The 21,990-nt window shown below is 62.4% G+C and carries 22 protein-coding genes; 8 read left to right on the top strand and 14 right to left on the bottom strand.

Annotated features, from left to right (window positions below):
* Nucleotides 1-18: 18 nt before the first annotated feature.
* The 4 genes from lpdA to CH274_RS04310 form a co-directional block, all read right to left on the bottom strand.
* A complete protein-coding gene (gene lpdA / locus CH274_RS04325) occupies nt 19-1,419 on the bottom strand; it encodes a dihydrolipoyl dehydrogenase (RefSeq protein ID WP_179275640.1) in 1,401 nt (466 codons plus the stop codon).
* Nucleotides 1,420-1,427: 8 nt separating this feature from the next.
* Nucleotides 1,428-2,189 carry an SDR family NAD(P)-dependent oxidoreductase gene (locus CH274_RS04320; RefSeq protein ID WP_094656864.1) on the bottom strand — a complete coding sequence of 254 codons (762 nt, stop codon included), beginning with the start codon at nt 2,187-2,189 and terminating at the stop codon, nt 1,428-1,430.
* Nucleotides 2,190-2,224: 35 nt separating this feature from the next.
* Complete coding sequence (locus CH274_RS04315; protein WP_094656863.1) at nt 2,225-2,932, bottom strand: histidine phosphatase family protein; 708 nt, start codon at nt 2,930-2,932, stop codon at nt 2,225-2,227.
* 105 nt (nt 2,933-3,037) lie between these two features.
* Nucleotides 3,038-3,679, bottom strand: coding sequence for a TetR/AcrR family transcriptional regulator (locus CH274_RS04310; protein ID WP_254924164.1), 642 nt, complete (start codon nt 3,677-3,679; stop codon nt 3,038-3,040).
* Nucleotides 3,680-3,748: 69 nt separating this feature from the next.
* Between CH274_RS04310 and CH274_RS04305 the strand changes: the two genes are divergently transcribed.
* The 4 genes from CH274_RS04305 to CH274_RS04290 all read left to right on the top strand — a co-directional run bounded on the left by CH274_RS04305 (nt 3,749) and on the right by CH274_RS04290 (nt 7,142).
* Nucleotides 3,749-4,534: a TetR/AcrR family transcriptional regulator gene (locus CH274_RS04305; RefSeq protein ID WP_094656940.1), complete on the top strand. Its 786-nt coding sequence runs from the start codon at nt 3,749-3,751 to the stop codon at nt 4,532-4,534.
* A gap of 51 nt (nt 4,535-4,585) precedes the next feature.
* Nucleotides 4,586-5,344: a ThuA domain-containing protein gene (locus tag CH274_RS04300; RefSeq protein WP_256993481.1), complete on the top strand. Its 759-nt coding sequence runs from the start codon at nt 4,586-4,588 to the stop codon at nt 5,342-5,344.
* Nucleotides 5,345-5,457: 113 nt separating this feature from the next.
* Nucleotides 5,458-5,763 (top strand): hypothetical protein, encoded by a 306-nt coding sequence (locus CH274_RS04295; RefSeq protein ID WP_094630315.1) that lies wholly within the window; start codon nt 5,458-5,460, stop codon nt 5,761-5,763.
* Nucleotides 5,760-7,142, top strand: a complete 1,383-nt coding sequence (locus CH274_RS04290) for an aromatic ring-hydroxylating oxygenase subunit alpha (protein WP_094656862.1) — start codon at nt 5,760-5,762, stop codon at nt 7,140-7,142. Before CH274_RS04295 ends, CH274_RS04290 begins: the two co-directional genes overlap by 4 nt.
* A 267-nt stretch (nt 7,143-7,409) precedes the next feature.
* On the opposite strand, the gene CH274_RS04285 is transcribed toward CH274_RS04290, so the two are convergent.
* From CH274_RS04285 to CH274_RS04270, 4 genes are all read right to left on the bottom strand, one after another.
* The gene (locus CH274_RS04285) at nt 7,410-7,865 is read right to left on the bottom strand and encodes a type IV toxin-antitoxin system AbiEi family antitoxin (protein WP_256993480.1); all 456 of its coding nucleotides are present in this window, start codon (nt 7,863-7,865) and stop codon (nt 7,410-7,412) included.
* 829 nt (nt 7,866-8,694) lie between these two features.
* Complete coding sequence (locus CH274_RS04280) at nt 8,695-10,143, bottom strand: aldehyde dehydrogenase family protein (RefSeq protein WP_094656861.1); 1,449 nt, start codon at nt 10,141-10,143, stop codon at nt 8,695-8,697.
* A gap of 86 nt (nt 10,144-10,229) precedes the next feature.
* Complete coding sequence (locus CH274_RS04275; RefSeq protein ID WP_008719926.1) at nt 10,230-11,096, bottom strand: alpha/beta fold hydrolase; 867 nt, start codon at nt 11,094-11,096, stop codon at nt 10,230-10,232.
* A 37-nt stretch (nt 11,097-11,133) separates the two neighbouring features.
* The gene (locus CH274_RS04270; RefSeq protein WP_094656939.1) at nt 11,134-11,547 is read right to left on the bottom strand and encodes a hypothetical protein; all 414 of its coding nucleotides are present in this window, start codon (nt 11,545-11,547) and stop codon (nt 11,134-11,136) included.
* 109 nt (nt 11,548-11,656) lie between these two features.
* Between CH274_RS04270 and CH274_RS04265 the strand changes: the two genes are divergently transcribed.
* The 3 genes from CH274_RS04265 to CH274_RS04255 all read left to right on the top strand — a co-directional run bounded on the left by CH274_RS04265 (nt 11,657) and on the right by CH274_RS04255 (nt 14,027).
* A complete protein-coding gene (locus CH274_RS04265) occupies nt 11,657-12,631 on the top strand; it encodes a LysR family transcriptional regulator (protein ID WP_094630310.1) in 975 nt (324 codons plus the stop codon).
* A 294-nt stretch (nt 12,632-12,925) separates the two neighbouring features.
* A complete protein-coding gene (locus CH274_RS04260; RefSeq protein ID WP_179275638.1) occupies nt 12,926-13,357 on the top strand; it encodes a cupin domain-containing protein in 432 nt (143 codons plus the stop codon).
* Nucleotides 13,358-13,526: 169 nt separating this feature from the next.
* A complete protein-coding gene (locus tag CH274_RS04255) occupies nt 13,527-14,027 on the top strand; it encodes a MarR family winged helix-turn-helix transcriptional regulator (protein ID WP_179275637.1) in 501 nt (166 codons plus the stop codon).
* Here CH274_RS04255 and CH274_RS04250 read toward each other — a convergent pair.
* The 6 genes from CH274_RS04250 to CH274_RS04225 form a co-directional block, all read right to left on the bottom strand.
* Nucleotides 13,957-14,736 carry a nucleotidyl transferase AbiEii/AbiGii toxin family protein gene (locus CH274_RS04250; RefSeq protein WP_094656858.1) on the bottom strand — a complete coding sequence of 260 codons (780 nt, stop codon included), beginning with the start codon at nt 14,734-14,736 and terminating at the stop codon, nt 13,957-13,959. The two genes, CH274_RS04255 and CH274_RS04250, sit on opposite strands and share 71 nt — an antisense overlap.
* Nucleotides 14,737-15,178: 442 nt before the next feature.
* A complete protein-coding gene (locus CH274_RS29625) occupies nt 15,179-15,358 on the bottom strand; it encodes a hypothetical protein (protein ID WP_256993479.1) in 180 nt (59 codons plus the stop codon).
* A gap of 1,120 nt (nt 15,359-16,478) precedes the next feature.
* A complete protein-coding gene (locus CH274_RS04240; RefSeq protein ID WP_094656857.1) occupies nt 16,479-17,312 on the bottom strand; it encodes a DUF6602 domain-containing protein in 834 nt (277 codons plus the stop codon).
* Nucleotides 17,309-18,175 (bottom strand): AAA family ATPase, encoded by an 867-nt coding sequence (locus CH274_RS04235; RefSeq protein WP_256993478.1) that lies wholly within the window; start codon nt 18,173-18,175, stop codon nt 17,309-17,311. Before CH274_RS04235 ends, CH274_RS04240 begins: the two co-directional genes overlap by 4 nt.
* Nucleotides 18,176-18,312: 137 nt before the next feature.
* Entirely contained in the window at nt 18,313-18,816 is a 504-nt protein-coding gene (locus CH274_RS04230) for an HORMA-1 domain-containing protein (RefSeq protein WP_094656855.1), read from the bottom strand.
* 1 nt (nt 18,817) lies between these two features.
* Entirely contained in the window at nt 18,818-19,819 is a 1,002-nt protein-coding gene (locus tag CH274_RS04225) for a CBASS oligonucleotide cyclase (protein WP_306436594.1), read from the bottom strand.
* A 500-nt stretch (nt 19,820-20,319) separates the two neighbouring features.
* Between CH274_RS04225 and CH274_RS04220 the strand changes: the two genes are divergently transcribed.
* Nucleotides 20,320-21,467 (top strand): IS3 family transposase gene (locus tag CH274_RS04220; protein ID WP_373453907.1). Its coding sequence is split into 2 segments (ribosomal slippage): nt 20,320-20,596 and nt 20,596-21,467, totalling 1,149 coding nucleotides; the frame shifts between segments, so codons are not numbered across the junction.
* Nucleotides 21,468-21,990: the final 523 nt, after the last annotated feature.

Here is a 21,990-nt window from a genome sequence, read left to right as displayed (position 1 = left end):
CGTGTCCTCTTTCGGTGATCAGCCGTGCGCGTGCAGCGCTTTACCTGCCAGGGCCAAGTGCGCCTCGCCCAGTGCCTCTGCTTGAGTAGGGTGCGCGTGCACGTGTTGGGCGACGTCCCCCGCTGTCGCCTCCCAGTTGTAGATGAGCTGCGCTTCCCCGATGAGCTCTCCGACGCGCGCGCCGACGAGGTGGATGCCCACCACCGGTCCGTCCGGGCCGGCCTGGACCAGCTTCACCCCGCCTGCCGTGCGGAGTATGCGGCTCTTGCCGTTGCCACCGAGGTCGTAGACGACGGTCTCGACATCGCCGTACTTCGCTGCCGCTTCGCTTTCGGTCAAGCCGACCGACGCGACCTCGGGGTTGGAGTAGGTGACTCGCGGGATTCCCCTGTCCGCGACGGGCGTGCAATCCAGACCGGCCAGTTGCTCGGCCACCATGATCCCCTGCGCGAAGCCGCGGTGGGCCAGCTGTGGCCCCGCCACGATGTCGCCGACGGCGAACACGCCCGGCACGGATGTCTGCAGCCACTCGTCGGTCACCACGAAGCCGCGATCGAGATCGACGCCCGCTTCGGCGAAGCCCATGTCCGCGGTGCGTGGACCGCGGCCGACGGCCACGAGCATGAGGTCGGCGTCGACGGTGGATCCGTCGGCGAGCTCGACGTGCACTCCTCCGCCTGTTCGAGCGGAGACGGCGGTGAACGACGTCTTCGTCTTCAGCACCATCCCGCGTTTGCGGAACGCTCGCTCGATCTGTTTCGACACCCACGGGTCTTCGGTCGGCAGCAACGTGGGTGCCGCCTCGACGATCGTCACATGTCCGCCGAGCGACGACCAGACGCTGGCGAACTCGCACCCGATCACTCCGCCGCCGAGGACGACGACGCTGTCCGGGACGGTGTCGAGTTCCAGTGCGAGGTCACTGGTAACGATCGAACCACCGATGTCCAGGCCCGGCAACGACTTCGACTGCGAGCCGGTCGCCAGGATCAGCGCCTCGCCGCGGTAGGTGGCGACACCACCGTCTGCGAGTTCGACCGCAACGGTGCGGTCACCGACGAGGCGACCTCGCCCGGCGACGAGCTCGATCGCACGGGAGGCAACGAGGCCCTGCAACCCGCGGTACAGGCCGGCGATCACGTCGTCCTTGTAACTGTTCACCGCACTCATGTCGACACCGTCGAGGGTCGCCTTGATTCCGAAAGTCGAAGCCTCGCGGACGGAATCGGCGACCTCGGCCGCATGCAGCAGTGCCTTGGTCGGAATGCATCCGTTGTGCAGGCAGGTACCACCGAGTTTGTCCGCCTCGATCAAGATCACCGACATGCCCAGCTGGGCAGCCCGCAACGCGCAGGCGTACCCGCCGGACCCGCCGCCGAGGATCACCAGGTCGGCTGTGCCGGTCACATCAGACGACATGTCGGGACTCAGAAGTCGAAGCGGTTGGTGAAGCCGCCGTCGACCACCATGTTGATTCCGGTGACGTGTCCTGCGGCGGGTGACGACAGAAAGGTCACGGCGTTCGCAACGTCCTGTGCTGCACCCAGTTTGCCCAGCGACGCCGATCCGAGCGCAGCCTCGTAGAGAGCAGGACGACTCGTCTGGATGGTCTCCCAGGCGCCACCCTCGAAAAAGATGGGGCCCGGCGACACGGCGTTCACGCGAATACCCTTCGGACCGAGTGCCCGCGCCTGCGCCGAGGAGTGCTGCAGTACGGCAGCTTTCAGCGCACCGTAGCTGTTGGCGGTGCTGATCGGACCGGCCTCGAGCGCCGATGTGGTACTGATGGTGACCACCGACGCCGAGGCACTCGCTTCGAGATGGGGCGCGGCCGATTCGATGAAGTTGACCAGGCTCATGAGGTCGACGTTGAAACTGTCGATCCACGCCTGCGGGCCTTTGCCGGTGGCGGCGGAGGCGTTGACCACGACGATGTCGATACCACCGAGCGCCTCGGCGGCGTCGTCGACGAACGACTTCACGGCGTCGGCGTCACCGACGTCGACTGCTTTGTGGAAAACCGTTCCGAGCTCGGACAATTCGGCGGACACCTCGTTCAGGTGTTCTTCGCCGCGTGCGCACACACCGACCGATGCGCCTTCGGCGAGCAACGTGCGGGCTATCGCTAGGCCGATGCCGCGACTGGCACCGCTGACGATGGCGCGCTTGCCTTTGAGGTCGAGATCCATGTGATGACTCCTTGATCGGTGTTCAACTGCAGGACTTAGAGATTCATGGCTCCGACGGAAGTCTGGAAGTCGAGTACATGAGAGAAATCGTTGACCGACTGGACCGCTCGGCGCGTGTCGGCACCTCGGACCACGCTGATCGAGGTGTGGTGGACTCGAACAGGCATGTCCAGACCGCTGCCCAGAGCGTCGGCGAGCACTGCGTTGATGACGCCGCCGTGGCAGGTCACCACCACCCGCTCACCGCGATGGGAGTCGACGATCGTGGAAATCTGCCCGAGCACACGGCCGCGGAACGCCGCCCCGTCCTCGGCGTAAGGGAACGCGTCGTACCGACGCGTCCTGATGTGCTCACGAAAGATCGTGGCGATCTCGTCGTGTGGCAGGGCGTCGAAGGGACTGCGGTCGGCAGGAAACTTCTGCCAGGGCTCGTACTCGGTGAGGTCGTCCCGCACCACGGGGACGAGTCCGTGTCGATCGGCGATCTCGGTTCCGGTACGTAGCGCTCTCCGAAGCGGAGAGCTGTAGACGGCATCGACGCGAGCCGTGGCCAGCCTCTGCGCCACAGCCTGTACCTGGCGTTCCCCGAGGTCGGACAGCGGCGGATCTACCGTCTCACCGGCACTGAGTTCTTTGCTCAGCACCTGCTCGCCGTGCCGGACCAGGACCAGTTCGCACAATCCCGTCAAAGGTGCGAACGGGTTGTCGAGATCGATGGATCGGGCACGCGACTGACTGAGCATGGTGCAAGTCAACCATAAACTGTCGTCGGTCTAAAGATACTTCCGCAAAGTTCCGGGTCAACGGCCCGCGGACGAGCACTTAGTTGTGTTCGGCTCCAGCAGTCCTCACAAACTGGCGATGTCGGCGGCCAGTTCGCGAACCTCGTCGGAAAATCTCCGTCGTCCGAGGTTGGCAAGAACCGTGTCCTCGGTCAGCCAGGACGACACCGAGACCTCGAGCAGACTCGACAGTGCAGTCGCGGCGGCAGCCTGTTTCGCTCGCGTCGTGACTCCGCTGCGGCTACGCAACTCGGCGGTGAAGATGTTGAGCATCGTCAAACGCACTTCCCTGCGGAGCGACTCGATCGACAGGCTCCATCCCGGCGATCGCACGAAGTACACGAGCGACGCGGCCCGATGCCGATCCGTCCACTCCAGCAATCCAACGATGATGTCGCCCAGAGAGGCGTCCGGGTCGCTCTCGACCTGGGTGCGAAGTTCATCGAGCAAACCGTCCGCATAGAGCCGCAGCCCGCCGAGCAGAACCTCGTCTTTGGACGGGTAGTGGTAGTAGACGGCGGCGGAGGTCATCTGGGCTTCCGCGGCGATATCTGCAACCGTGACGTCCTCGATGGACCGGACCGAGTACAGATGCATCGCGGCGTCGACGACGACCTCACGCCGCGACGGACGATGCGCCGCTCGCTTTGCGCCCTTGCTCGTCGGAGCCGTCGCAGTCCGCTTCGGTGCCACTCCCTTGCCTGCCATGCAGTAGATCATGGCACCCACCGCTCGATCAGGGTGTCGCGACGTGCACCAGCGAGTAAATTGAGCCCGGTGCCACGACGACGAAACAGCGACCCCGAAAACGGTCACGCAGACGAGACGCCGAACGGCTGGGATTCATCGCCCGCCACCGACGACGATCCGGTAGGCACCGTCTCGTCGAGTTCTGCCAACGCAGACGATGAGAACACCGTCGACACGCCGGCCGAGCCCGGTGCACCGAAGGGTTCTGCCCATCGGCCGTCGCGCCGGCACCTCATCGTCAAAGCAGCCGTCCGCGTCTTCTCCCGAAAAGGCTTCGCAGAAACGTCGATACAGGAGATCGCCGAGGCCGCAGGCATGGTACCGACCGCGGTCTACTACCACTTCGCGAGCAAGGAAGAGCTGTTCGAGAGCGCCCTCGGGTATGCGATGGACGCCAGTTCCGCCGCCGCGCAGCATGCCCGGCCGGACGACGCCGAGGCCGACGCAGACACGTTCAAGAGCGTCATCGACGCCGTGTGGGACTGGACGGCCGAGCACCCGAACGCGGCGCGAATGCTGTTTCTGCAAATGGCCGGCGGCGCGACGCCCGGAACTCGCCTGCTGACGAAGGAGTACGAGGACCGGCACATCCGACGTGCATTCGATTACTTCCCGGTCGCGGAGACACCGGCCAACAAGCGGTCCGCGGCAGCGCAGCAGGCCGCGCGGTCGTTGCGGGTGCGGACGATGATCGCCACGACCATCGCCATCCAGCCGCTGCGCATCGAGGGTGGGCCGCTGGCCGGCATATCGGCACCTCGGCTGCGGGCGGCGACCACCGAGGTCTGTTCGAAGATGATCGAAGGACGCTGAACTACCGCCCTCGCCGAGTAACTTGACTGCATCACAAGTTGAAATTGATCGATGGGACACCCGTTCATGCGTATTGCGGCATTCACCGGTGGGCATTCGTTCGACCGAGATGCTTTCACCGAACTCCTGGACTCGTTGCCCGGCGACGTGTCTTGGCACGAACACCCGGACGCGGATCTCGGCCCGGACGACCTGGCCCGGTTCGACGTCTCGTTGCACTACGACATGCCCGGCACATTGCCCACACCGGCCGATCCACCGGAGGCCGTGCGCGCAGCTGTAGCCGCGGCTCCGACCAGCGGACACGGTTACGTGGTGCTGCATCACGCCATCGCCTCGTGGGCGAACTGGGACGAGTGGGCCGAGTTCGTGGGTGGCCGATACCTCTACCGGCCAGGCATCGTCCGCGGTGTCGACTGCCCGGACTCCGGCTACCGACATGCAGTTCCGCAGACAATCACCGTCACCGATCGTGCGCACCCGATCACCCTCGGCATCCCCGATTCGTTCGACCTCGTCGACGAGACCTACCTGTGCCAAGTCTTCGAGGACGACGTCACTCCCCTGCTGCGCACCGACGCGGAGATGACCGACGGCGTGCACTGGTCGACGGCACTGGCCATGGCGGGCCGCCGCGACGAACGCGAGGGCTGGAGCCACCGACCGGGCTCGCAGCTGGTCGGGTGGACGAAAACCAACGGCCGCAGTCGGCTGGCGTATCTGCAGCCCGGCGACAAGTCGCCCACCCTCGCCGATCCCGTCTACCGCCGACTCGTGGCGGGAGCCCTACGGTGGGCAGCACGCACATGACCGGAGTTTTTGGAGTCAGCCTAAAGAAAAGTGTGCCCGCGATCACTGTTCGCTGTTACAGTTAATGCATTCGGCACCAAGTAAGGGCGTTGCCCCGTTCCAAGGAGATTGCGATGCGACAGATCAAGCATCCGATGAGCCACGCTATCTACGAATTCGATGACGACTTCAACGTTCTGGTCACGGACCGCCACGGCAAGACCGGAACGTTCGACCCCGAGGGCCGCTACCTCCACGGCGAGGTGAAAGCGGTCGACCCCGAGCTGGCCCGGTGGGTCGGACTCGGCCCCCGCGAACCCGTGCCGATCACACAGAACCGGCGATTCATGGGTGCGGCGAAACTACTCGAGAAGATGCAGTCCGACAAATTGGCGGAAGAGGCCCGCGCCATCACGCTCGAACAGGGAGGCAAACTGTGACCAACACCGAAGAACGCCCCGCCGAGGACGCCGGGTTCATCGAGAACGGCGTTGGCTACCAACGACTCCTGGACACCGACACCCATCCCGTACCGGAGATCCTGCGCATCGAGTCACACGAGATGTACGAGGACCAGAACTTCGTCCCGATCTCGCGTTACATCAGCCGCAAGTACCACGAACTCGAGCGAGATCGCGTGTGGTACAAGGTATGGCAGATGGCGTGCCGTGAGGAGGAGATCCCCGAGCCGGGCGACACACTGGTCTACGAGATCTGCGAGAAGTCGATTCTTCTCGTACGCGGCAAGGACATGGGAATCCGGGCCTTCTACAACTCCTGCCTGCACCGCGGACGCACCCTCCGCGAGGAGGACGGGCCGGCGGGCAACGAATTGCGTTGCCCTTTCCACGGTTTCGCGTGGAACTTCGACGGGTCACTGAAGTCGATGACGTGTGCGTGGGATTTCCCGCATGTGGACAAGGGCAAGATGGACCTCCCTCAGGTCAAGGTGGACACCTGGGGCGGCTTCGTCTTCATCAACATGGATCCCACGTCCGAGTCGCTGGACAGCTTTCTCGGTGACCTCGGAAAGCATTTCGAGGCTTGGCCGTTGGAGGACCGCTACATTCAGGCCCACGTCGCACAGGTGATCCAGGCGAACTGGAAGATCGCGCAGGAAGCGTTCTCCGAGGCGTTCCACGTCATCACCACGCATCCGCAACGCGTCGTCGGCACCGGTGACTCCAACAGCCAGTACGACACCTGGGGCAACTTCAACCGCGGCATCACCGCCAACGGCGTGCCCAGCCCGCACATCAACTTCGTACCGTCCGAGCAGGAGATGTTCGACTCCATGGTCGACGCTCGCATCGACGAGGACCCGATGGTGACGCTGCCCGACGGTGTGTCCGCCCGGGAGATGTCGGGCATGCTCGCTCGAGAAGGACTGCGCGACATCATCGGAGATGTCAAGGCCGACAACATGTCCGACGCCGAGTCGCTCGACAGCGTGTACTACACAGTTTTTCCGAATTTCCATCCATGGGGTGCGTACCAGCGCATCGTCTACCGGTTCCGCCCGAACGGCGACAACCATGAAACCTCGATCATGGACGTCTATCTGCTCGCGCCGTTCAAGGGCGAACGGCCGAAGCCGGCCAAGACCCAGTGGCTTCGCCCCGAGCAGTCCTGGTTGGAAGCAACGGTTCTCGGTAGCTCTGCGAGGGTGTTCGACCAGGACGCGTACAACATGCCGAAGGTGCACAAGGGCCTCAAGTCCGCGCAGTCGAAGACGTTGCCGTTGGCTCGCTATCAAGAAGTGAAAATCCGCCACATCCACCACTTGTTGGCCAAGTGGATCGGCGAAGAGGTGGATTGAACTGCGAACCCACATTGGCACCTGGCTATTGCACGGTGAGGCCGCATCGCGCATTCCGGGCAGAGGAGGTGTCTGGGGCTCTGCCTCGATGGGATGGATTGGTGAACTGCGCGTTCCAGGCAAGGCTGTCCCGCCGATGAACACAATCCTGGTCCGCGAAGTGCGCACTCAGGTAACCGAGCAGGTGCGAGATCGGGTGATCCCGCTCGACCTGTGGACGCGCGATACCGAATTGCGTTGGCACCGAGTCCAGCTCGTCGGGACTGACTACTCCCCCAACCGAGTCTGCATCCGTACCAACGTCTTTCGCACGTTCTGAACATCGGCGTTCTCGGCCAAAACCTTCGGGTTGCACTTCCGATACAACTGCTCCACCGCCGGCCACACCTCACCCTCTGCATCACAGAGCCCGGGACGCTTCATCAAATCCAAGACCGCCTGCTCCGCAGTCGTCACCAACACCGGACCCAACTCGGTATCGATGCGCTCCGCATCAAGACGCGCCGTGTCACGTACGGCGAACCGAACAATCGCCTTCCGGTCCGCCAACCGAATCGGATCGTGCCGCGTCGGCACAGCCACCACCGCCGTCGCCAACGGACGCGGAATCGCACCGTGCAGCCGGGCCGCGCGGACACCCATCACCACAGCGTCATCGGGGCCGTACGCCGCGACAGCGATACCGGCCGCCGCTACTTCCAAGCCCGGTCCCGACACGATCATCGGGCACCGCCACGCTGAAGCCCGTCGCCACCCGATGCAGCAGGCCCAAGTTCGTCAGACGCACGACCTCGGCCCTCGGGTGCGCGTAGATCTCGGCCACCGTCGCGACCCGTACCACCCGCATCGGAAGCCGCGCATACTCGGGAGGTAACCCGGTCTGACGGCGTCGCACATCGCTTCAAGTCACGTGTACGCCCATGAGTGTCGGATACGTAGGCTCTGGGCCAAATCGTCCGGCACGGATCACTCTGACCGCCGCGGATCTACGCCCCTCGTCGGAATCCGCACCTCCTGCAGACACCGTGAATTCCCACGAGGGGCGTATGTGCGCGCGAACCCTCCACACCGGCCCGCACAGACAAAAAACTCCGACCCCAGCAGCGGGATCGGAGCAGTGGAGCCTCCTAACGGGATTGAACCGTTGACCGCTCGCTTACAAGTATGTTGCGAGACAACCAGATACGTCCGCATGGAACCACCATGGAGCTGCTGACCTGCATCGACCGTCCAAGCGGGACCATCCGAATCCACTCTCGTAGGTACCGACATGTGACACGCTCGTGACACCGAGACCCAACTCCACCCAAATACGGTAGTTGTAAACCGACGTTGTACAACACATCCGACACCTCGGCCCACTGGCTCGAACGAACATCAGTATTCTTTGGACCGACAGACACCCGGTCGGTCGCGCAGTCCCGTTGTGGTTGGTTTCGGTCTTGCCTGGCGTGAGGGCGAACGGTTGACTCGCGGCCCCGACGGGAAAGCCGGCGCACTGTGAATTTGCCGTCGGAACAGGCATTCGGAGTTGGGTGGGTCGTGCCGAATCTCAGGGAATCTCGATACCGGTCAGAACGAGCACCTTCTCCTGCGTCAGGTCCTCCATCGCCGAATGCACCCCTTCTTTGCCCATCCCAGAATCTTTGACTCCGCCGTACGGCATCTGATCGGCGCGGAAGCTCGGCACGTCACCGATGATGACCCCGCCGACGTCCAGGACGCGTGACGCAGTGAACGCCGTCTGCAGGTTCGACGTGAAGATGCCCGCCTGCAATCCGAATCGGGATTCATTGACCTGTTCGAATGCCTCCGCATCCGAGGCGACTTTGCAGAGTACGACAACGGGCCCGAAGACCTCGTCGTCGACAACCTTGGCCCCTGGCGGTGCATCCTCGATGACCGTCGGATCGACGACTGCGCCCGTGCGTCCACCGCCGGCCAGAACGGTAGCTCCCCCCTCCACGGCTTCCTCGATCCACTCCTCCACGCGCACGGCTGCGCGCTCGTCGATCAGGGGGCCGACGTCGGTCTCGTCGTCGTCGGGTGAACCGGTCGACAGCGACGCGACGTGAGCCAGAATGCGGCGGCGCATGGCGTCGTAGAGACTGTCGTGGACGAAGACGCGCTGCACCGCGATGCACGACTGACCCGCTTGGTACATCGAGAATCGTGCGATTCTCTCGGCTGCGTACTCCTGTTTTTCCTCGTCGGCCCAGTCTGCGCAGACCACCACCGGGGCATTACCTCCGAGTTCGAGCGTGACGTGCTTGCGCGGAACGAGTTCTCGAATCGACCAACCCACCGGAACCGATCCAGTGAACGAGACAACCGGTAGCCGAGGGTCCACGACCATGTCCGATGCCTTGTCGTTAGAGACGGTCAGCACTGACCAAGCACCCGCCGGAAGCGATGTCTCGGCGAGCATTTCGCCGAGCACCAAACTTGTCAGCGGGGTGGCCGGCGCAGGTTTGACGATGATCGGCGCGCCGACCGCCAGGGCCGGTGCCACCTTGTGGGCCACCAGATTCAGCGGAAAGTTGAACGGTGCAATTCCGAGGATGGGACCGCGTGGGACGCGCTGAATCAGCGCCAAGCGGCCGTCCGATCCAGCGTCGGTGTCAAGTCGCTGAAGATGCCCGCTCCATCGTCGTGCTTCCTCGGCCGCCCACCGAAATGTCGACACCGCGCGAGCGACTTCGACTCGCGCCCACTTGATCGGTTTGCCGGATTCGGCAGAGATGAGCCGAGCGATTTCCTCCCGACGCTCGTGCAGACGCGTCGAGACATGTACGAGCGCATCCGACCGAACGTGGGCCGGCGTTCCCGCGAACTCGTCCGCCACCGCGGCGGACGCCTCGATCGCGGCGTCGACGTGTTCCGACGCCGCTTCGAACACCGTCCCCACGATGCGACCGTCGAACGGATTGCGGATCTCGGTAGCGACACCGCTGGTAGTCGATTCGCCGGCAACCCAGTACGGAAAGTGTTTGGCAGACATCGGGATCTCCCTTTCGAGGGCCGAAAAGAATGCTCGCCGGCCCCGTGTCGGAGGCCGGCGAGCATGCGGGTGTGTACAGGGTCAGGTCAGACGGAGACCGAGGTGGACGCGGATTTCTGCAAGACCTCGAGCGCCTCGATAAGGTACGTCCGGAACACCGGGTGGTTCTCGCTCATCGGGAAGTGCCCGATGTCCTTCATCTCGATGAACTTCGCATTCTTGATCTGCGCAGCTGTGCGGGCACTGTCCTCAGGGGTGGTGAGGTAGTCGTAGTCGCCGGTCAGCATGACGACCGGGCAACGGTCGCCGTCGATCTGGTCGAGCTTGTCGCGCAGGTCGTGGTCCACGGAGTAGAAGTGCAAGTCGCCCTTGAACGCCTCGGATCCCTGCGTGTAGTAGAACCAGGTCTTCCAGCGGTCGGCTTCGGGCGACTGTGGTGCCATGAGATCCCATGTGCCACTTGCACACACCTGCGCAGCGTTCGCGTGGGGGTGCTGCCACCAGTCGAGGTAGAAGCCCGGTGAGTAGTCGGCTCCCTCGACCGGGATGACTCCGGCGAAGCGTTCCGGATGGCGAAGCGCCAGCTGCAAGGCGATGTTGCCACCGAACGACGAACCCATGAAGATCGGATTCTCCAGTTCGAGTGCATCGACCAGGGCCACGATGAAGTTGGCGTAATGGTCGGCCGAGAGCTTGTACTCCTCTTTCCACCACTCTGTGTTCTCCGGCGGATCGGACTTGCCGTGGCGGGGCAGGTCGTACGCGATCACGCGGTAATTCTGCGTGATGTCCTCGTCTTCGAGCAGTCCACGCCACTGGTGGTTGTGGCACCCGGCGGTGTGCTGGCATACCAACGGTTGGCCGGTGCCGTTCTCTAGGTAGAAGACCTTGTACAGAAGACCGTCGACGTCGACATCGACGTAATGGCCGGTCACAGGTGAAATCTTGCTCATGTTCTGTTCCTTCGGTGAGTCGTGTGTGAGTCGGGGACTAGACCGGAACGCCGACGGCGCGCAGCAGTTCGATCTGGCGGGTAACGCAGCGCAGGTTCTGCATCAGGACGAGGACATCTCCCTCGAGCTTCATGTCGCGCTGGAACGACGCCGCCCAGATGCCGTGAAACATCGGTGCCGGAACGGGAACTCCAAAGCCCTGCCACGTCTCGACGCCGGCGCGGATGGCGAACTGATATGGCCGGTCGAGCGGGCCTGGGTCGACGGCGATTGCGTGGACTTTGCCGTTCGACATCTCGATGACGAAGGAGTGGGTGTCCATGTCGAGGAGGTACGAGCAAGTGAAGTACGTGCCGTGCGCGGAGATCTCGGCGTCTGCGTCGGATGCTTGGGTGAACGCGTCGGCCCACTGTTCCGGGGTCTGGGTGGTGGTGTCGGTTGGTGTTGTCATGTGACCCATCACACGCTGGACCTGCGGGTTCGTCCAATACCAATCGGTCGCCCGATCGATAGGAAACAACTACTGGTGCTGGTCTAGCTGCGGGAATAGCATCGGGGACGTGAATCTTCCGTTGGAGCTCAGGCCGTTGTCGTATTTCGTGGCCGTCGCGGAAGAGCTTCATTTCGGCAAGGCAGCAGCGCGGCTGCATATCGCACAGCCCTCGCTCAGCGTCCAGATTCGCAAACTCGAACACTCCTTGGGAACCGCACTGTTCATCCGCGATTCCCGTCATGTCTCGTTGACCCCTGCCGGGGACAAGCTCCTCGAAGGGAGCAGGCAGCTTCTCGCCGATGCCGAGCGTGTCGCGTCGTTGACACGTCAGGTGGGCCGCAGCGGGCGCAACAACCTGATCGTCGGATTCCAGGCGAACGCTGCCGCGGAGCTGACGCCGGACATCTTGTCGGCTTTCCGTGCTCTCCACCCCGACGTCGCGGTCGAGATGCAGTCGTTCGACTTCACCGACCCCTACGTCGGACTCGGCGACGGGTCGGTCGACGTCGCGTTCGTCAGGCCGCCGGTCGTCGTGCAGGACTGGCTTGCGCTCGAGACACTGTTCGTGGAGCCGAGAGTGCTTGTCGTAGCATCCACTTCGCCTCTGGCGCAGCAAGATTCGACCAGTGTTGAAGAAGTGGCGGGGCAACCGTTCGTCGCGAGGCGCAGCCCGGAATCATGGAGGGACTTCTGGCTCGCCGTCAGCTCGAGGGATGGTGAGACCGTTCGTCTCGGTGCCGAAGTCTCCACTGTCGACGAGTGCTTCGAAGCCATCCTCTCCAGCAAGGGCGTGGCGTTCTCGCAAGCGTCGACTCAAAGATTCTATGCGAGGCCAGGTTTGGCATTCGTTCCGGTGACTGGCATACCCCCCACACCGTTGTCCATCGGGTGGCGTTCGGACGTCGACTCGCCTCTGACCCGCGACTTCGTGGCTGCGGCCCGCCGTGTCGCCGTCGATTGTCCGGTTCCGAACTCGTGGGCACCCCCGACCGCCGGCGTCCCGTCGCTCCTCGATCGCTACCAAGCCAAGCTCACGTCCTGAGACCCTCCCACAGGGTCGAGACTCAAAGCTTTCCTTGTCCCGTCCGGACTTCCCCCTTCGGAACACCTCGACACCCACAGTTGATATTTCAACAGTGCGTGTTTGCCGTCAAGGTGTCGATGAACGACATCGACACCGGCACGGACGACCGCGGGCATATCCCCGCACAGGAGCGAGTTCGAACCACTCCCAGGTGAACACAATCCGCGGGGTACCACCGGTGATACCGAAAGCGGCGGGGAGACAACCACTCCCGTCGAAGGTTTCACCGTCGCAGCCGGGGAGGGCGAGCGGGTGTGGTTCGTCGCCGACACCCTGATCTACAAGGCAACCGCCGAGAACACGGGTGGAAGCTTCGCAGTCATCGAATGCATCACCACCCCCGGCGGTGGCCCGCCCCCGCACATCCACACCAACGAGGACGAGTTCTGGACCGTTCTCGACGGGACGTTCGAGATCACAATCGGCGGCGCGACCCACGCAGTCGGGCCGGGTGACTTCGCGTTCGGTCCTCGAGGAATTGCCCACAGTTTCCGCAACACAGCAGATACACCGAGCCGAATCCTGCTGGGCTTCATCCCCGGCGGGATCGAAGGCTTCTTCCGCGAGTCCGGCCAACCCGCCACCAACAACGGCCCCGCCCCAGCCATCGACGACGCAGAGATCGCACGCATGATGCTCGCCGCACCCAAATACGGGATCGTCCTGATCGGACCAGACGCGTAAGAACACAACGCAGCGCTGCACGTAGCAGTGCACCTTCGATACTTCAGGCAGAGCTCTCGCACCCTGGCGTCACCGCCGGCGAAGCGCGGCCTACGCGATGTCCACTGAGGTCGATGAACGTGCCCGTCAAACTCGAAAACTACACTCGGGCGATGACGAGCGACCCCCAATGGCTGACCCGGAGGAGATCCGGGCGTGGCTGACGCTCGCCGGTCTGGTCGAGTCGCTGCCGACAGTCCTGAGTGTCCAGCTCAAGCAAGACGCGGGAATCAACAACTTCGACTACATGGTCCTTTCATGTATATCGGACACGCCCCATCAGACGGTCCGCATGAGTGACCTCGCCGCATTCGTCGGTGGCTCTATCTCTCGCCTGTCACACACTTTGACCAAGATGGAGAATCGCGGCTGGGTGCGTCGCCGACCGGATACCGACAACGGTCGCTTCACAGAGGTGGCTCTGACGCAGGAGGGTAAGGACGTGGTCGCCCAGGCCGCCCCCGGGCACGTCCGCGAAGTCAGGCGCGTCATGATCGACGTCCTAGGACACTCGCAGACGCTGCAACTCGGCACGCTCCTCGATCAGGTTTTCGCTGCGGTCAACCCCGATGTCCAACGCGTCTTCGATGAGCGCTTCCCCGATGTCGACCTCCACGCTTCCGACGGCTGATCGACCACCCAGCTCGCAAGATACGGGTCCGGACGCGGAAAAGTTTGCTCTCCCTATCGGATTCGGTCGGAGCATCCGCGAACTGCAATTCACCAGGCAACTTGTTCGTGGGCCCGAACCTCCGATACAAATCGGCCACTTCCGGTTCGAATGCGCCAATGCGATTGAGTGCCCACAGGTCCCACAGATCACGCGACGCCCGCCGCTCACACCAGGTCACCGTCTTACCCGCAACGAACGCGGGCCGCGTGGGCACCGTCAACTCAGCTCCCGGTGCATCCTCAAACCGTTGTTCGAGCCGCCGGTTTTCCAGCGGCCATGCTGGGCGACCTTCCGCCGACAGCAACTGCACCTTGACAGCCAGACCGGACTGCGACCTCACCACTGCACCGAGGCGCTCGGGCACCTCGCTGATCGCCGAGTCCCACACCAATCGCCCGTGGCTGCGCATCACCGCGCGTGGGAGAGCGCGGACGAGATCACGAGCGACCTCCGATCTGGAACCGACCGCAATCAGGTCGATGTCCTCACTGAGACGACCATCGCCCAAATGGGTTCGAGCCAAGGCTGTTCCGCCGATGAATACATTCCGATCCGCGAAGTGCGCACTCAGATAGCCGAGCAGGTGCGAGATCAGGTGATCCCGTTCGACTTGAGCGCTCGCGACACCGAACTGCGTTGCCACCGTCTCCAGCTCGTCGGGATTCACTACTTCTCCCCCAACCGATCCTGCAGACGCGTCAGCGTCGTTCGCATCTTCTGAGCCCCAGCGATCTCGGCTAACACTTCTGGACTGCACCGTCGATACAACTGCTCCACCGCCGGCCACACCTCACACTCGGCGTCACCGAGCCCGGACGCTTCACCAAATCCAACTCGGGCACGACGCGCTCCGCATCCAGACGTGCCGTGTCGCGCACAACTAACCGAACCAGCGCCTGACGATCCGCCAACCGAATCGGATCGTGCCGCTTCGGCACAGTCACCACAGCCGTCGCCAACGCTCGTGGGATTACCCTGTGCAGCCGGGCCGCGCTGACACCCATTACGACGGCATCGTCGGCGCTGTAGGCCGCAACCGCGATACCTGTCGCCGCAGCCTCGAATCCAGGCATCCACTCGGTCCCGACCCGATCGTCGGGCACCGCCACCTAGAAGCCTTTTGCCACCAGATGCAGCAGACCCAAGTCCGTCAGCCGCGCAAGCTCGGCGCGCGGGTGCGCGTAGACATCGGCCGCCGTCGCGGCCCGCACCATCCGCATCGGAAGCCGAGTGAACTCCGAAGGTAGACCGGCCTGACGGCGTCGAACATCGCTTGTCGTCACAGACACCTCGATCCAGTGTCGGATACGTAGGCTCCAGGCCTACAGAACCGACACTGGATCCGACGTGCAATCCGGTCCGGCAACCTTCCGCCCAGTCCGTACGCGGCCACCTACATCCACGCGAACGCTCACCGATGAGTTGGCAACGAGTTGTGACATTCTGTGACACCGAACGCCGAATGGAGCCGCCGAACCGGCAAAACCCCAGGTCACAGTCGACACATAAACCCAGGTGGACGAACCGGGCTCGCGCAAGAAACGAGCGGCCGAGATAGGCCAAAAAGAGACGGCCCCAACCGTTTTCGCTGGTCAGAGCCGTCCGAAAGAGCCTCCTAACGGGATTGAACCGTTGACCGCTCGCTTACAAGTATGTTGCGAGACAACCAGATACGTCCGGATGGAACCACCACAGACACTCTGACCAGTGCCAATCGTCCAGGTGGTACCAACCGAATCCATCCTCGTAGGTACCGACTTGTGACACGCTTGTGACACCGAGCCTGATTCCGATCGGAATTTGAGCGAGGAACCTCCAATCTGCAATTCATTGGTTTGCATCAACTCTCACGGTCCAACTCACGAAGACGGGTTGCCGTTCACCGGCGGAACTGCAGGAAGCGTTCACGAAGGGTCAGCTGAACATAAGAGCGAGTAGTCGACAACGGCCGCGGGATGCGTTCGTGCTCCACCCGGAACGCAAAACCATAAGAATGACCGACTAGCTCGCGGTTGGCACCGGGCCTTCTCGCTTACGCCCACAGGGACTCGAACCCCGGACCCAGTGACTGTGCCTACCAGGCGCAAAGCGTTCAGACGATCTCTCCCGAACGCTAACTTCCCACCGTTCGGTGGGTTGACGTCTCCGCGTGCATCCGCAATAACTCACTCGTATTTGCTCGAAAGCTCGAATAAAAGTCTGATCGTAAAGTACGGATAACAACTCGCCCAGAACGCCGGCACTTGGGGGGTGGAGAGGTCCGACTTCGCGCCACAAACCCTAATACAACAATCGTGTGAACATCGCGGGGTGTCCCCAAAAAGTCGCTGCACACGCCCGCCTGAACATGTCTTTCGCGACGGGTTCCAACCTACAAGCGACTCGATCTTGGCTAGCGGAGACGCTGGTCTACTGTCGAGCAAGCGCTGACTCGTAGTCGCCCATATCGATGGCGAGCACGGTCCCGAGTTGCTGCAGTTGACGAAAAAGGCGGATCCCAAAATGAATCAGCTGGTCGGTCTCCGCGCTGAACTCAAGCGGGATCTCGCCCTGCCTGCTCCCTAGTTTGGTAGGCGCGGGTGTGTAGTCGAACGCGATCGTGTCAACCGCGATTCCGATGTCGAGGGATCCGTCCAAACCAATTGCGGGCAAATGCTCTTCGAGCTTCGCGATTGTCGCGGTGCGATCGACCCACGATGCCTTTGCAGCAAGAAGCCCACCTATGATGTGCTTCGACGTCGGGTTTGTCGCACTGAAGGCCCCGCCTGCGTGCTTGATGGGTGCTGACGTGCGGCGAAGCTGGCGAACAGACGCGACCTTCCTACACGCTGCGGCGATGTACGTAGTGTCGATGGTTGGTTTGACCTCGAACACTGCGTATACAGCTTCCACAGGAACGATATTGAAGCCGGCCTGCGATCCGAACCAGAGTGGTGAGTACTGCCTGTCATAGACCGCCACGTCAATTTGTTCGCTCCTGGCACCATCTGCGTCTACTGCAAAAATCGGACCGACAGTGTAGCGCTCAGGCAGAAAATCCTTCAACACGCCGACCCAGTCAGCCTCGGAATGGTCGCCCAGACCTGTCGGATGACTGATCACGTCGCGGACCGAGGCGTGCGAGTCCAGCAGAATCGACTGCTTTCGACGAAATGCTGCGGCGATGTCGTACTGGCCCGTCAACGGTTTCACCTCGGTGCCGGTCTGGGCGCCCGCGTCGCGAGGAGCGGTCGGGGCATTCATGCTGTCGCCTGGTCGTTGAAGGCGGCGGTGGGGCCGAGGTCCGAAGCCACTGCGAAAAGTAGGTCTGCAGTGATTGCGTCGTCGGGGAAGGCAGTCAGTATTGCGGCGGGCAGAAGGCGCTGGGTGAGGTCTGAATAAGTGAAGCCGTAGTGTTCGGGGCCTTGAGGTCCGGTCGCAATAACCAGCTTCTCTATGGTGTCATCGGCGAGGTCGTAGTTTTTAAAAGCCGTCGCGAGCACCTGACGCCGTTGACCTTCGTCCGGACGTCCAAACTCAAATATGGCTGCGGCCCTGCGCTTGACTGCCGGATCTAGCGCTGCGAGCCGGTTGGTGCACATCACCACGAGAAGTGGAATGCCAGAGCCGGCGAGATTGTCGATCGCGGCGAGGAACGCGTCGACACCTGCTCGGTCCTCGTGGTGCATCTGGGTGGCTTCGCGGGATTGGACGAGTGCGTCGGCTTCGTCGATCACCATGATGGTAACTTTCGAGACTTCGCCTGTGCGATAGTTGCGGCCGAGCTTGGCCTCGGACGTGACTTCTTCGAATGCAGAGTTGATCAGGCCGGTCATCTCGCCTACGTGGCCCGATCCACGAGTCGAGAGCTTGAGTCGCCACAGCTCGACCTCTGTTCCCAGGTGTGTAGCGAGGTCGCATCCGAAGCTCTCCGCGAGTGCGGACTTGCCAGAACCGACGTCGCCTGCAAACAGCAGCAGAGGGGCGCGGTCTTTAAGCAGGGTAAGCGATTGGTCGTTCGGTGCCACTTTCGGATGGTTCTTGGATGCCCATCCGGTGAGCATCGTCGGGTCGGCGAGGACAGCTGCCTCCTTGCGGAGCCTGGCTTTGACCGAGTCGAGGCCCACCAATCTGGCGTAGCGGTCAGCACGGACGTCGTCCGGTAGCGGGATAACTGGATGAAAAAGGCTTGTTGAACTTGCCATGGGTTTGGTCCTTAAAATGTGTTATCGGCTTTCGCCTGTGTGGGGGCACCGGGCGGTGGTCAGATATCGAGGTAGACGGTGCGGTCAACACCCCGGCCGTTGTTCGAGAATTGAGTTCCGGCAGATGAGGTCGCGCGGTTGGCGGTCGGGGCTGTTCCCGGGGTCCGACTCGTAGGGAGGGTTGCCCTGAACGCCGCCCGTTCTTCGGGCGAGAGGCCGCGGAACGCAGAGTTCTGCTGGAGGTAGCTGTGGAAGTCGTGCCCGACTACAGCCATCGCACTGGGCAGGTTTCCAGGGGTGTCGTTGCGGAGGTGCCCGCCCACGACGGCGGTGTACTGGAGCTTGAGCACCCATCTGTCTTCATCGCGGAATCCGAACTGAACAAAGTCGAGATACCCGGCCCTGAGGTATAACGCAAGTTCCTCTGTGAACATCTCAATGCAACTAGGGTCGGGTTCGCCGTACTTGGAGTAGAGGTTGCGTAGGTCGGCACCTACGCTGGCTGCGATCTCACGCGCGTTGGTGATAGTGAATGTTGCGGAACGCGTATAGGAACTGGTCATGTCAGGCTCCTGGGAAGGTCGGGCCGAAGAGCGACTTCCACGCTGTGACGGCGGCGGTCTTGTTCGTGGCGGACGAGGCGGTGTTGACCTTGTCGAGGGCTTCGGAGCACCGCTGGACGAGTCTCAAGCGGTCACTCTCGGAATAGCCTTTAGTCACGTTGTTGGACGGGTTAACTGGGTCCCAGACCTGCACAGCGTCGACGCAGATGTCGACCTCGCTTGCCTGGTAGTAGTCGGTGAAAACGATCGGCTCTTTAAGCTCGGTCATAACGATGTAGGCGAAGAACTGCTCGAAAGCGCGCGGGTAGTCCTTGATCGCGAACGGCTTCGAAAGCCAGCCGTTGTCCCACAGATGCGCCACTATGAGCTCGACGAGAAATGACTTGAAACGAAGCTCCGGTCCGGAGGCGGCGGCCTCCAGCTTGGCGCGGTGGACGAAGGCCTTCACCAGGCGGATGAATTCCCTATACTCGGGGCCTGCCACCGCGCGCCGCTTGTTCAAGAACTCCTTATGCAGCGTTACCGACGTGAGGACGCGGTCACCTGTCTGAGTGACGAGGTGTCCGCGATCGTCCGGCTCGCCTTCGTAAAGCACCGGGGCTACGTCGATCTTGAGGCCCGTGCCGTGCATCGTGATGCCGACCGCGTGGTGCGAGATCTCGAAATCGCTGGCTTCCTTAGTTGCGCCGTATACCTCGATACAGCGGTCACGGAGCCATTCCAGAAGCTTAGTTTCGTCGACGTCTACACCTCCCACTGCCGCTGCGCGTACGTACGCGGCGATGTCAGTGTCAGAGCTTGAATTGATAGCGGTGTGCTTCGCGACGCTCCCCGACCCACGCATCTTCACGAGGTTGTAGTCGGGGTGGTCTGCAATGTATGCCTCAAGTCGACTCCGTAGGTGCGCGACCTGAGTGCGCCGCGATTTGGCGGTCGCAGAGGGCACATTGACCCTCTTGACCGCGAACGTGACCAGGTCAGCGTGGGTTACGTGACTATGCATGAGACACCCCCACGCAGGCTGAGTCAGACCAAGGACTGTCGCTTTGAGCACCAGCCGCGATCGGGCTGCTTTCAATGTCACACTTTTCGATACGCACGCTGTAACCTCCGTAACTGCGGTCATGGTCCAGACGCCGCCCCTCGTCGGGCGGCTTTCCGGTCCCTCACACTGTTAGAGGCGTGCTGCGAGGCGAGATGTCAAATTCTTAAACCAGGAGAATTACAGGGTTGGCATTTTCAGGTCGCAGATGAAGATGGAGCGTCAAAATTGGATTTGTTCGCTCAAGGTCCTCACCGATCGGGCCCAGCTCTTCAGTCATGCGCGTGATACATCGCTCTGCGCACGCTGAGTTCGCGCAAACTGACACCGAACCCGGATCTGCACGCGGCCGTCGAGACTCAGTTGTTGTAGGTGGTCAACTGGCGTGTCCCCAGTGAACGGAGCCATCTCGTTTTAGAGTCTTGTTGCCCATGAGCTGGGCGGATAGGACGATGGAGAACATGGCTGGACGGAAGCGGAACTCTGCCGAGGACATCGTGCGCAAGCTGCGCCGTGCCGATGAGCTCACTGCTGCGGGCAAGACGCAGGATGAGATCGCGGCGGAGCTCGAGGTGTCGGCGGCGACGTTGTACAACTGGCGTCGTCAGTACGGCGGGATGGACACCGATGCCGCGAAGGAACTCAAAGAGTTGCGCGAGCAGAACGGCAAGCTCAAACGCCTGCTCGCCGAGGCCGAGCTGGAGAAGGATGCACTGCGGGAGGTAGCGAAGGGGAAATTCTGAGCCCAGCCGCCAAGCGCCGCGCCGTCGACATGCTTGTCAACACGATGAGTGTGTCGAAACGTCTGGCGTGCAGAGCAGTTGGGCTTGCCCGCTCCACCTACGCACGAACACCGATCGCCGAAACGCCCGCGGACCCCGACGCGGCTTTGAGGGCGTCGTTGCGGAAGTACGCAGGCTCGCATCCGCTGCACGGCTTCCGTCGCGCCTGGGCACATCTGAGGCACGACCAGGGCATGTCGGTGAACAAGAAGAAGGTGCACCGGCTCTGGAAAGAGGAGGGTCTGCAGGTTCGGATCTACCATCCACGCAAACGCGCCGGCATCAGCTCCTGCCCGCAAATCGAAGCCGATGCGCCGAAAGTGGTGTGGGCTATGGACTTTCAGTTCGATTCGACCGTAGACGGGAAGGCGATCAAAATCGCGTCGATGATCGACGAACACACCCGGCAGTCCCTGTTGAATATCGTGGAGCGCTCGATCACCGCACAGCGGCTGACCGACGAGCTCGACAAGACGTTCGCGCTGTGGGGCGGGCCGCCGTTGGTGCTGCGAATGGACAACGGTCCGGAGTTCATTTCTCATGTGCTGCAACAATTCTGCCGAGATCGTGTCGGTATCTCCTACATCCCGCCGGGGACGCCGTGGAACAACGGACACATCGAATCGTTCAACAATCGGCTACGGAAGGAGTGCCTGAACCGAAATCACTGGACGAGCCTGCTCGAAGCGAGGGTGGTGATCGAGGACTTCAAAGACGACCACAACCATCGACACCGGCACTCATCCCTCGGCTACCTCACGCCGGCCGAGTACGCTGCCCGATGCACCCACAACCACCAACCGGTCGAGGGTTGCGAGATCGACTGAAATCAATCACACCGTGGCTCTAGAACACGGTGGCCCGACTATCGGGGACCTGCCAGTCAACCCCAACAGATCAACGGGCCGCGCAGACCTCCGAACATCGCCGGGCCTGAGATGTAGGTGACCGCGGCATTCGCAGCGCTCCACGTGCAGGGGCGAACCACGTCGCGAGTTGATGTGTGCCCGCAAACAGGTCACGTGGGTCGGGCGACCGCTGGAGCTGCCGAATGTCTCGGCGAACGCACGGACACAACACCTATATGTGGCCAATCGGCCGCCCAGAGTCGAGGCTCAAGCGATTCCCGGCATTTCGGAGGGGACCCGCCAGACCTCATCGTCGGAGAGAAAATCGCTTCAGCGATTGGGCCCTCGCCGAACTCAGCACTGGTTCGCTGGGTTGCTGCGACAAGCAACCGATCACACCTCCGGTCGATGCCGGCGTGAGGATCACAGCGATCAGCGCGTTCATCACCACGTGTGGGAATACTCAACCGCATTCGCAACACACATAGCGCCCGCACATCAT

It is taken from the genome of Rhodococcus sp. 06-418-5, from assembly GCF_002258285.1.
Lineage (GTDB): Bacteria > Actinomycetota > Actinomycetes > Mycobacteriales > Mycobacteriaceae > Rhodococcoides.
This window is presented reverse-complemented; position numbering and strand designations above follow the sequence as displayed.

What these genes read in the sequence shown, in the direction of transcription:
- CH274_RS04285 (WP_256993480.1), bottom strand. Translation starts at nt 7,865, where the DNA reads ATGATCGTGTCGGGACCGGGCTTGGAAGTAGCGGCGGCCGGTATCGCT.
- CH274_RS04300 (WP_256993481.1), top strand. Translation starts at nt 4,586, where the DNA reads ATGGGACACCCGTTCATGCGTATTGCGGCATTCACCGGTGGGCATTCG.
- CH274_RS04255 (WP_179275637.1), top strand. Translation starts at nt 13,527, where the DNA reads ATGGCTGACCCGGAGGAGATCCGGGCGTGGCTGACGCTCGCCGGTCTG.
- CH274_RS04275 (WP_008719926.1), bottom strand. Translation starts at nt 11,096, where the DNA reads ATGAGCAAGATTTCACCTGTGACCGGCCATTACGTCGATGTCGACGTC.
- CH274_RS04280 (WP_094656861.1), bottom strand. Translation starts at nt 10,143, where the DNA reads ATGTCTGCCAAACACTTTCCGTACTGGGTTGCCGGCGAATCGACTACC.
- CH274_RS04230 (WP_094656855.1), bottom strand. Translation starts at nt 18,816, where the DNA reads ATGACCAGTTCCTATACGCGTTCCGCAACATTCACTATCACCAACGCG.
- CH274_RS04225 (WP_306436594.1), bottom strand. Translation starts at nt 19,819, where the DNA reads ATGCATAGTCACGTAACCCACGCTGACCTGGTCACGTTCGCGGTCAAG.
- CH274_RS04240 (WP_094656857.1), bottom strand. Translation starts at nt 17,312, where the DNA reads ATGAATGCCCCGACCGCTCCTCGCGACGCGGGCGCCCAGACCGGCACC.
- CH274_RS04295 (WP_094630315.1), top strand. Translation starts at nt 5,458, where the DNA reads ATGCGACAGATCAAGCATCCGATGAGCCACGCTATCTACGAATTCGAT.
- CH274_RS04270 (WP_094656939.1), bottom strand. Translation starts at nt 11,547, where the DNA reads ATGACAACACCAACCGACACCACCACCCAGACCCCGGAACAGTGGGCC.
- CH274_RS04320 (WP_094656864.1), bottom strand. Translation starts at nt 2,189, where the DNA reads ATGGATCTCGACCTCAAAGGCAAGCGCGCCATCGTCAGCGGTGCCAGT.
- CH274_RS04315 (WP_094656863.1), bottom strand. Translation starts at nt 2,932, where the DNA reads ATGCTCAGTCAGTCGCGTGCCCGATCCATCGATCTCGACAACCCGTTC.
- CH274_RS04310 (WP_254924164.1), bottom strand. Translation starts at nt 3,679, where the DNA reads ATGGCAGGCAAGGGAGTGGCACCGAAGCGGACTGCGACGGCTCCGACG.
- lpdA (WP_179275640.1), bottom strand. Translation starts at nt 1,419, where the DNA reads ATGTCGTCTGATGTGACCGGCACAGCCGACCTGGTGATCCTCGGCGGC.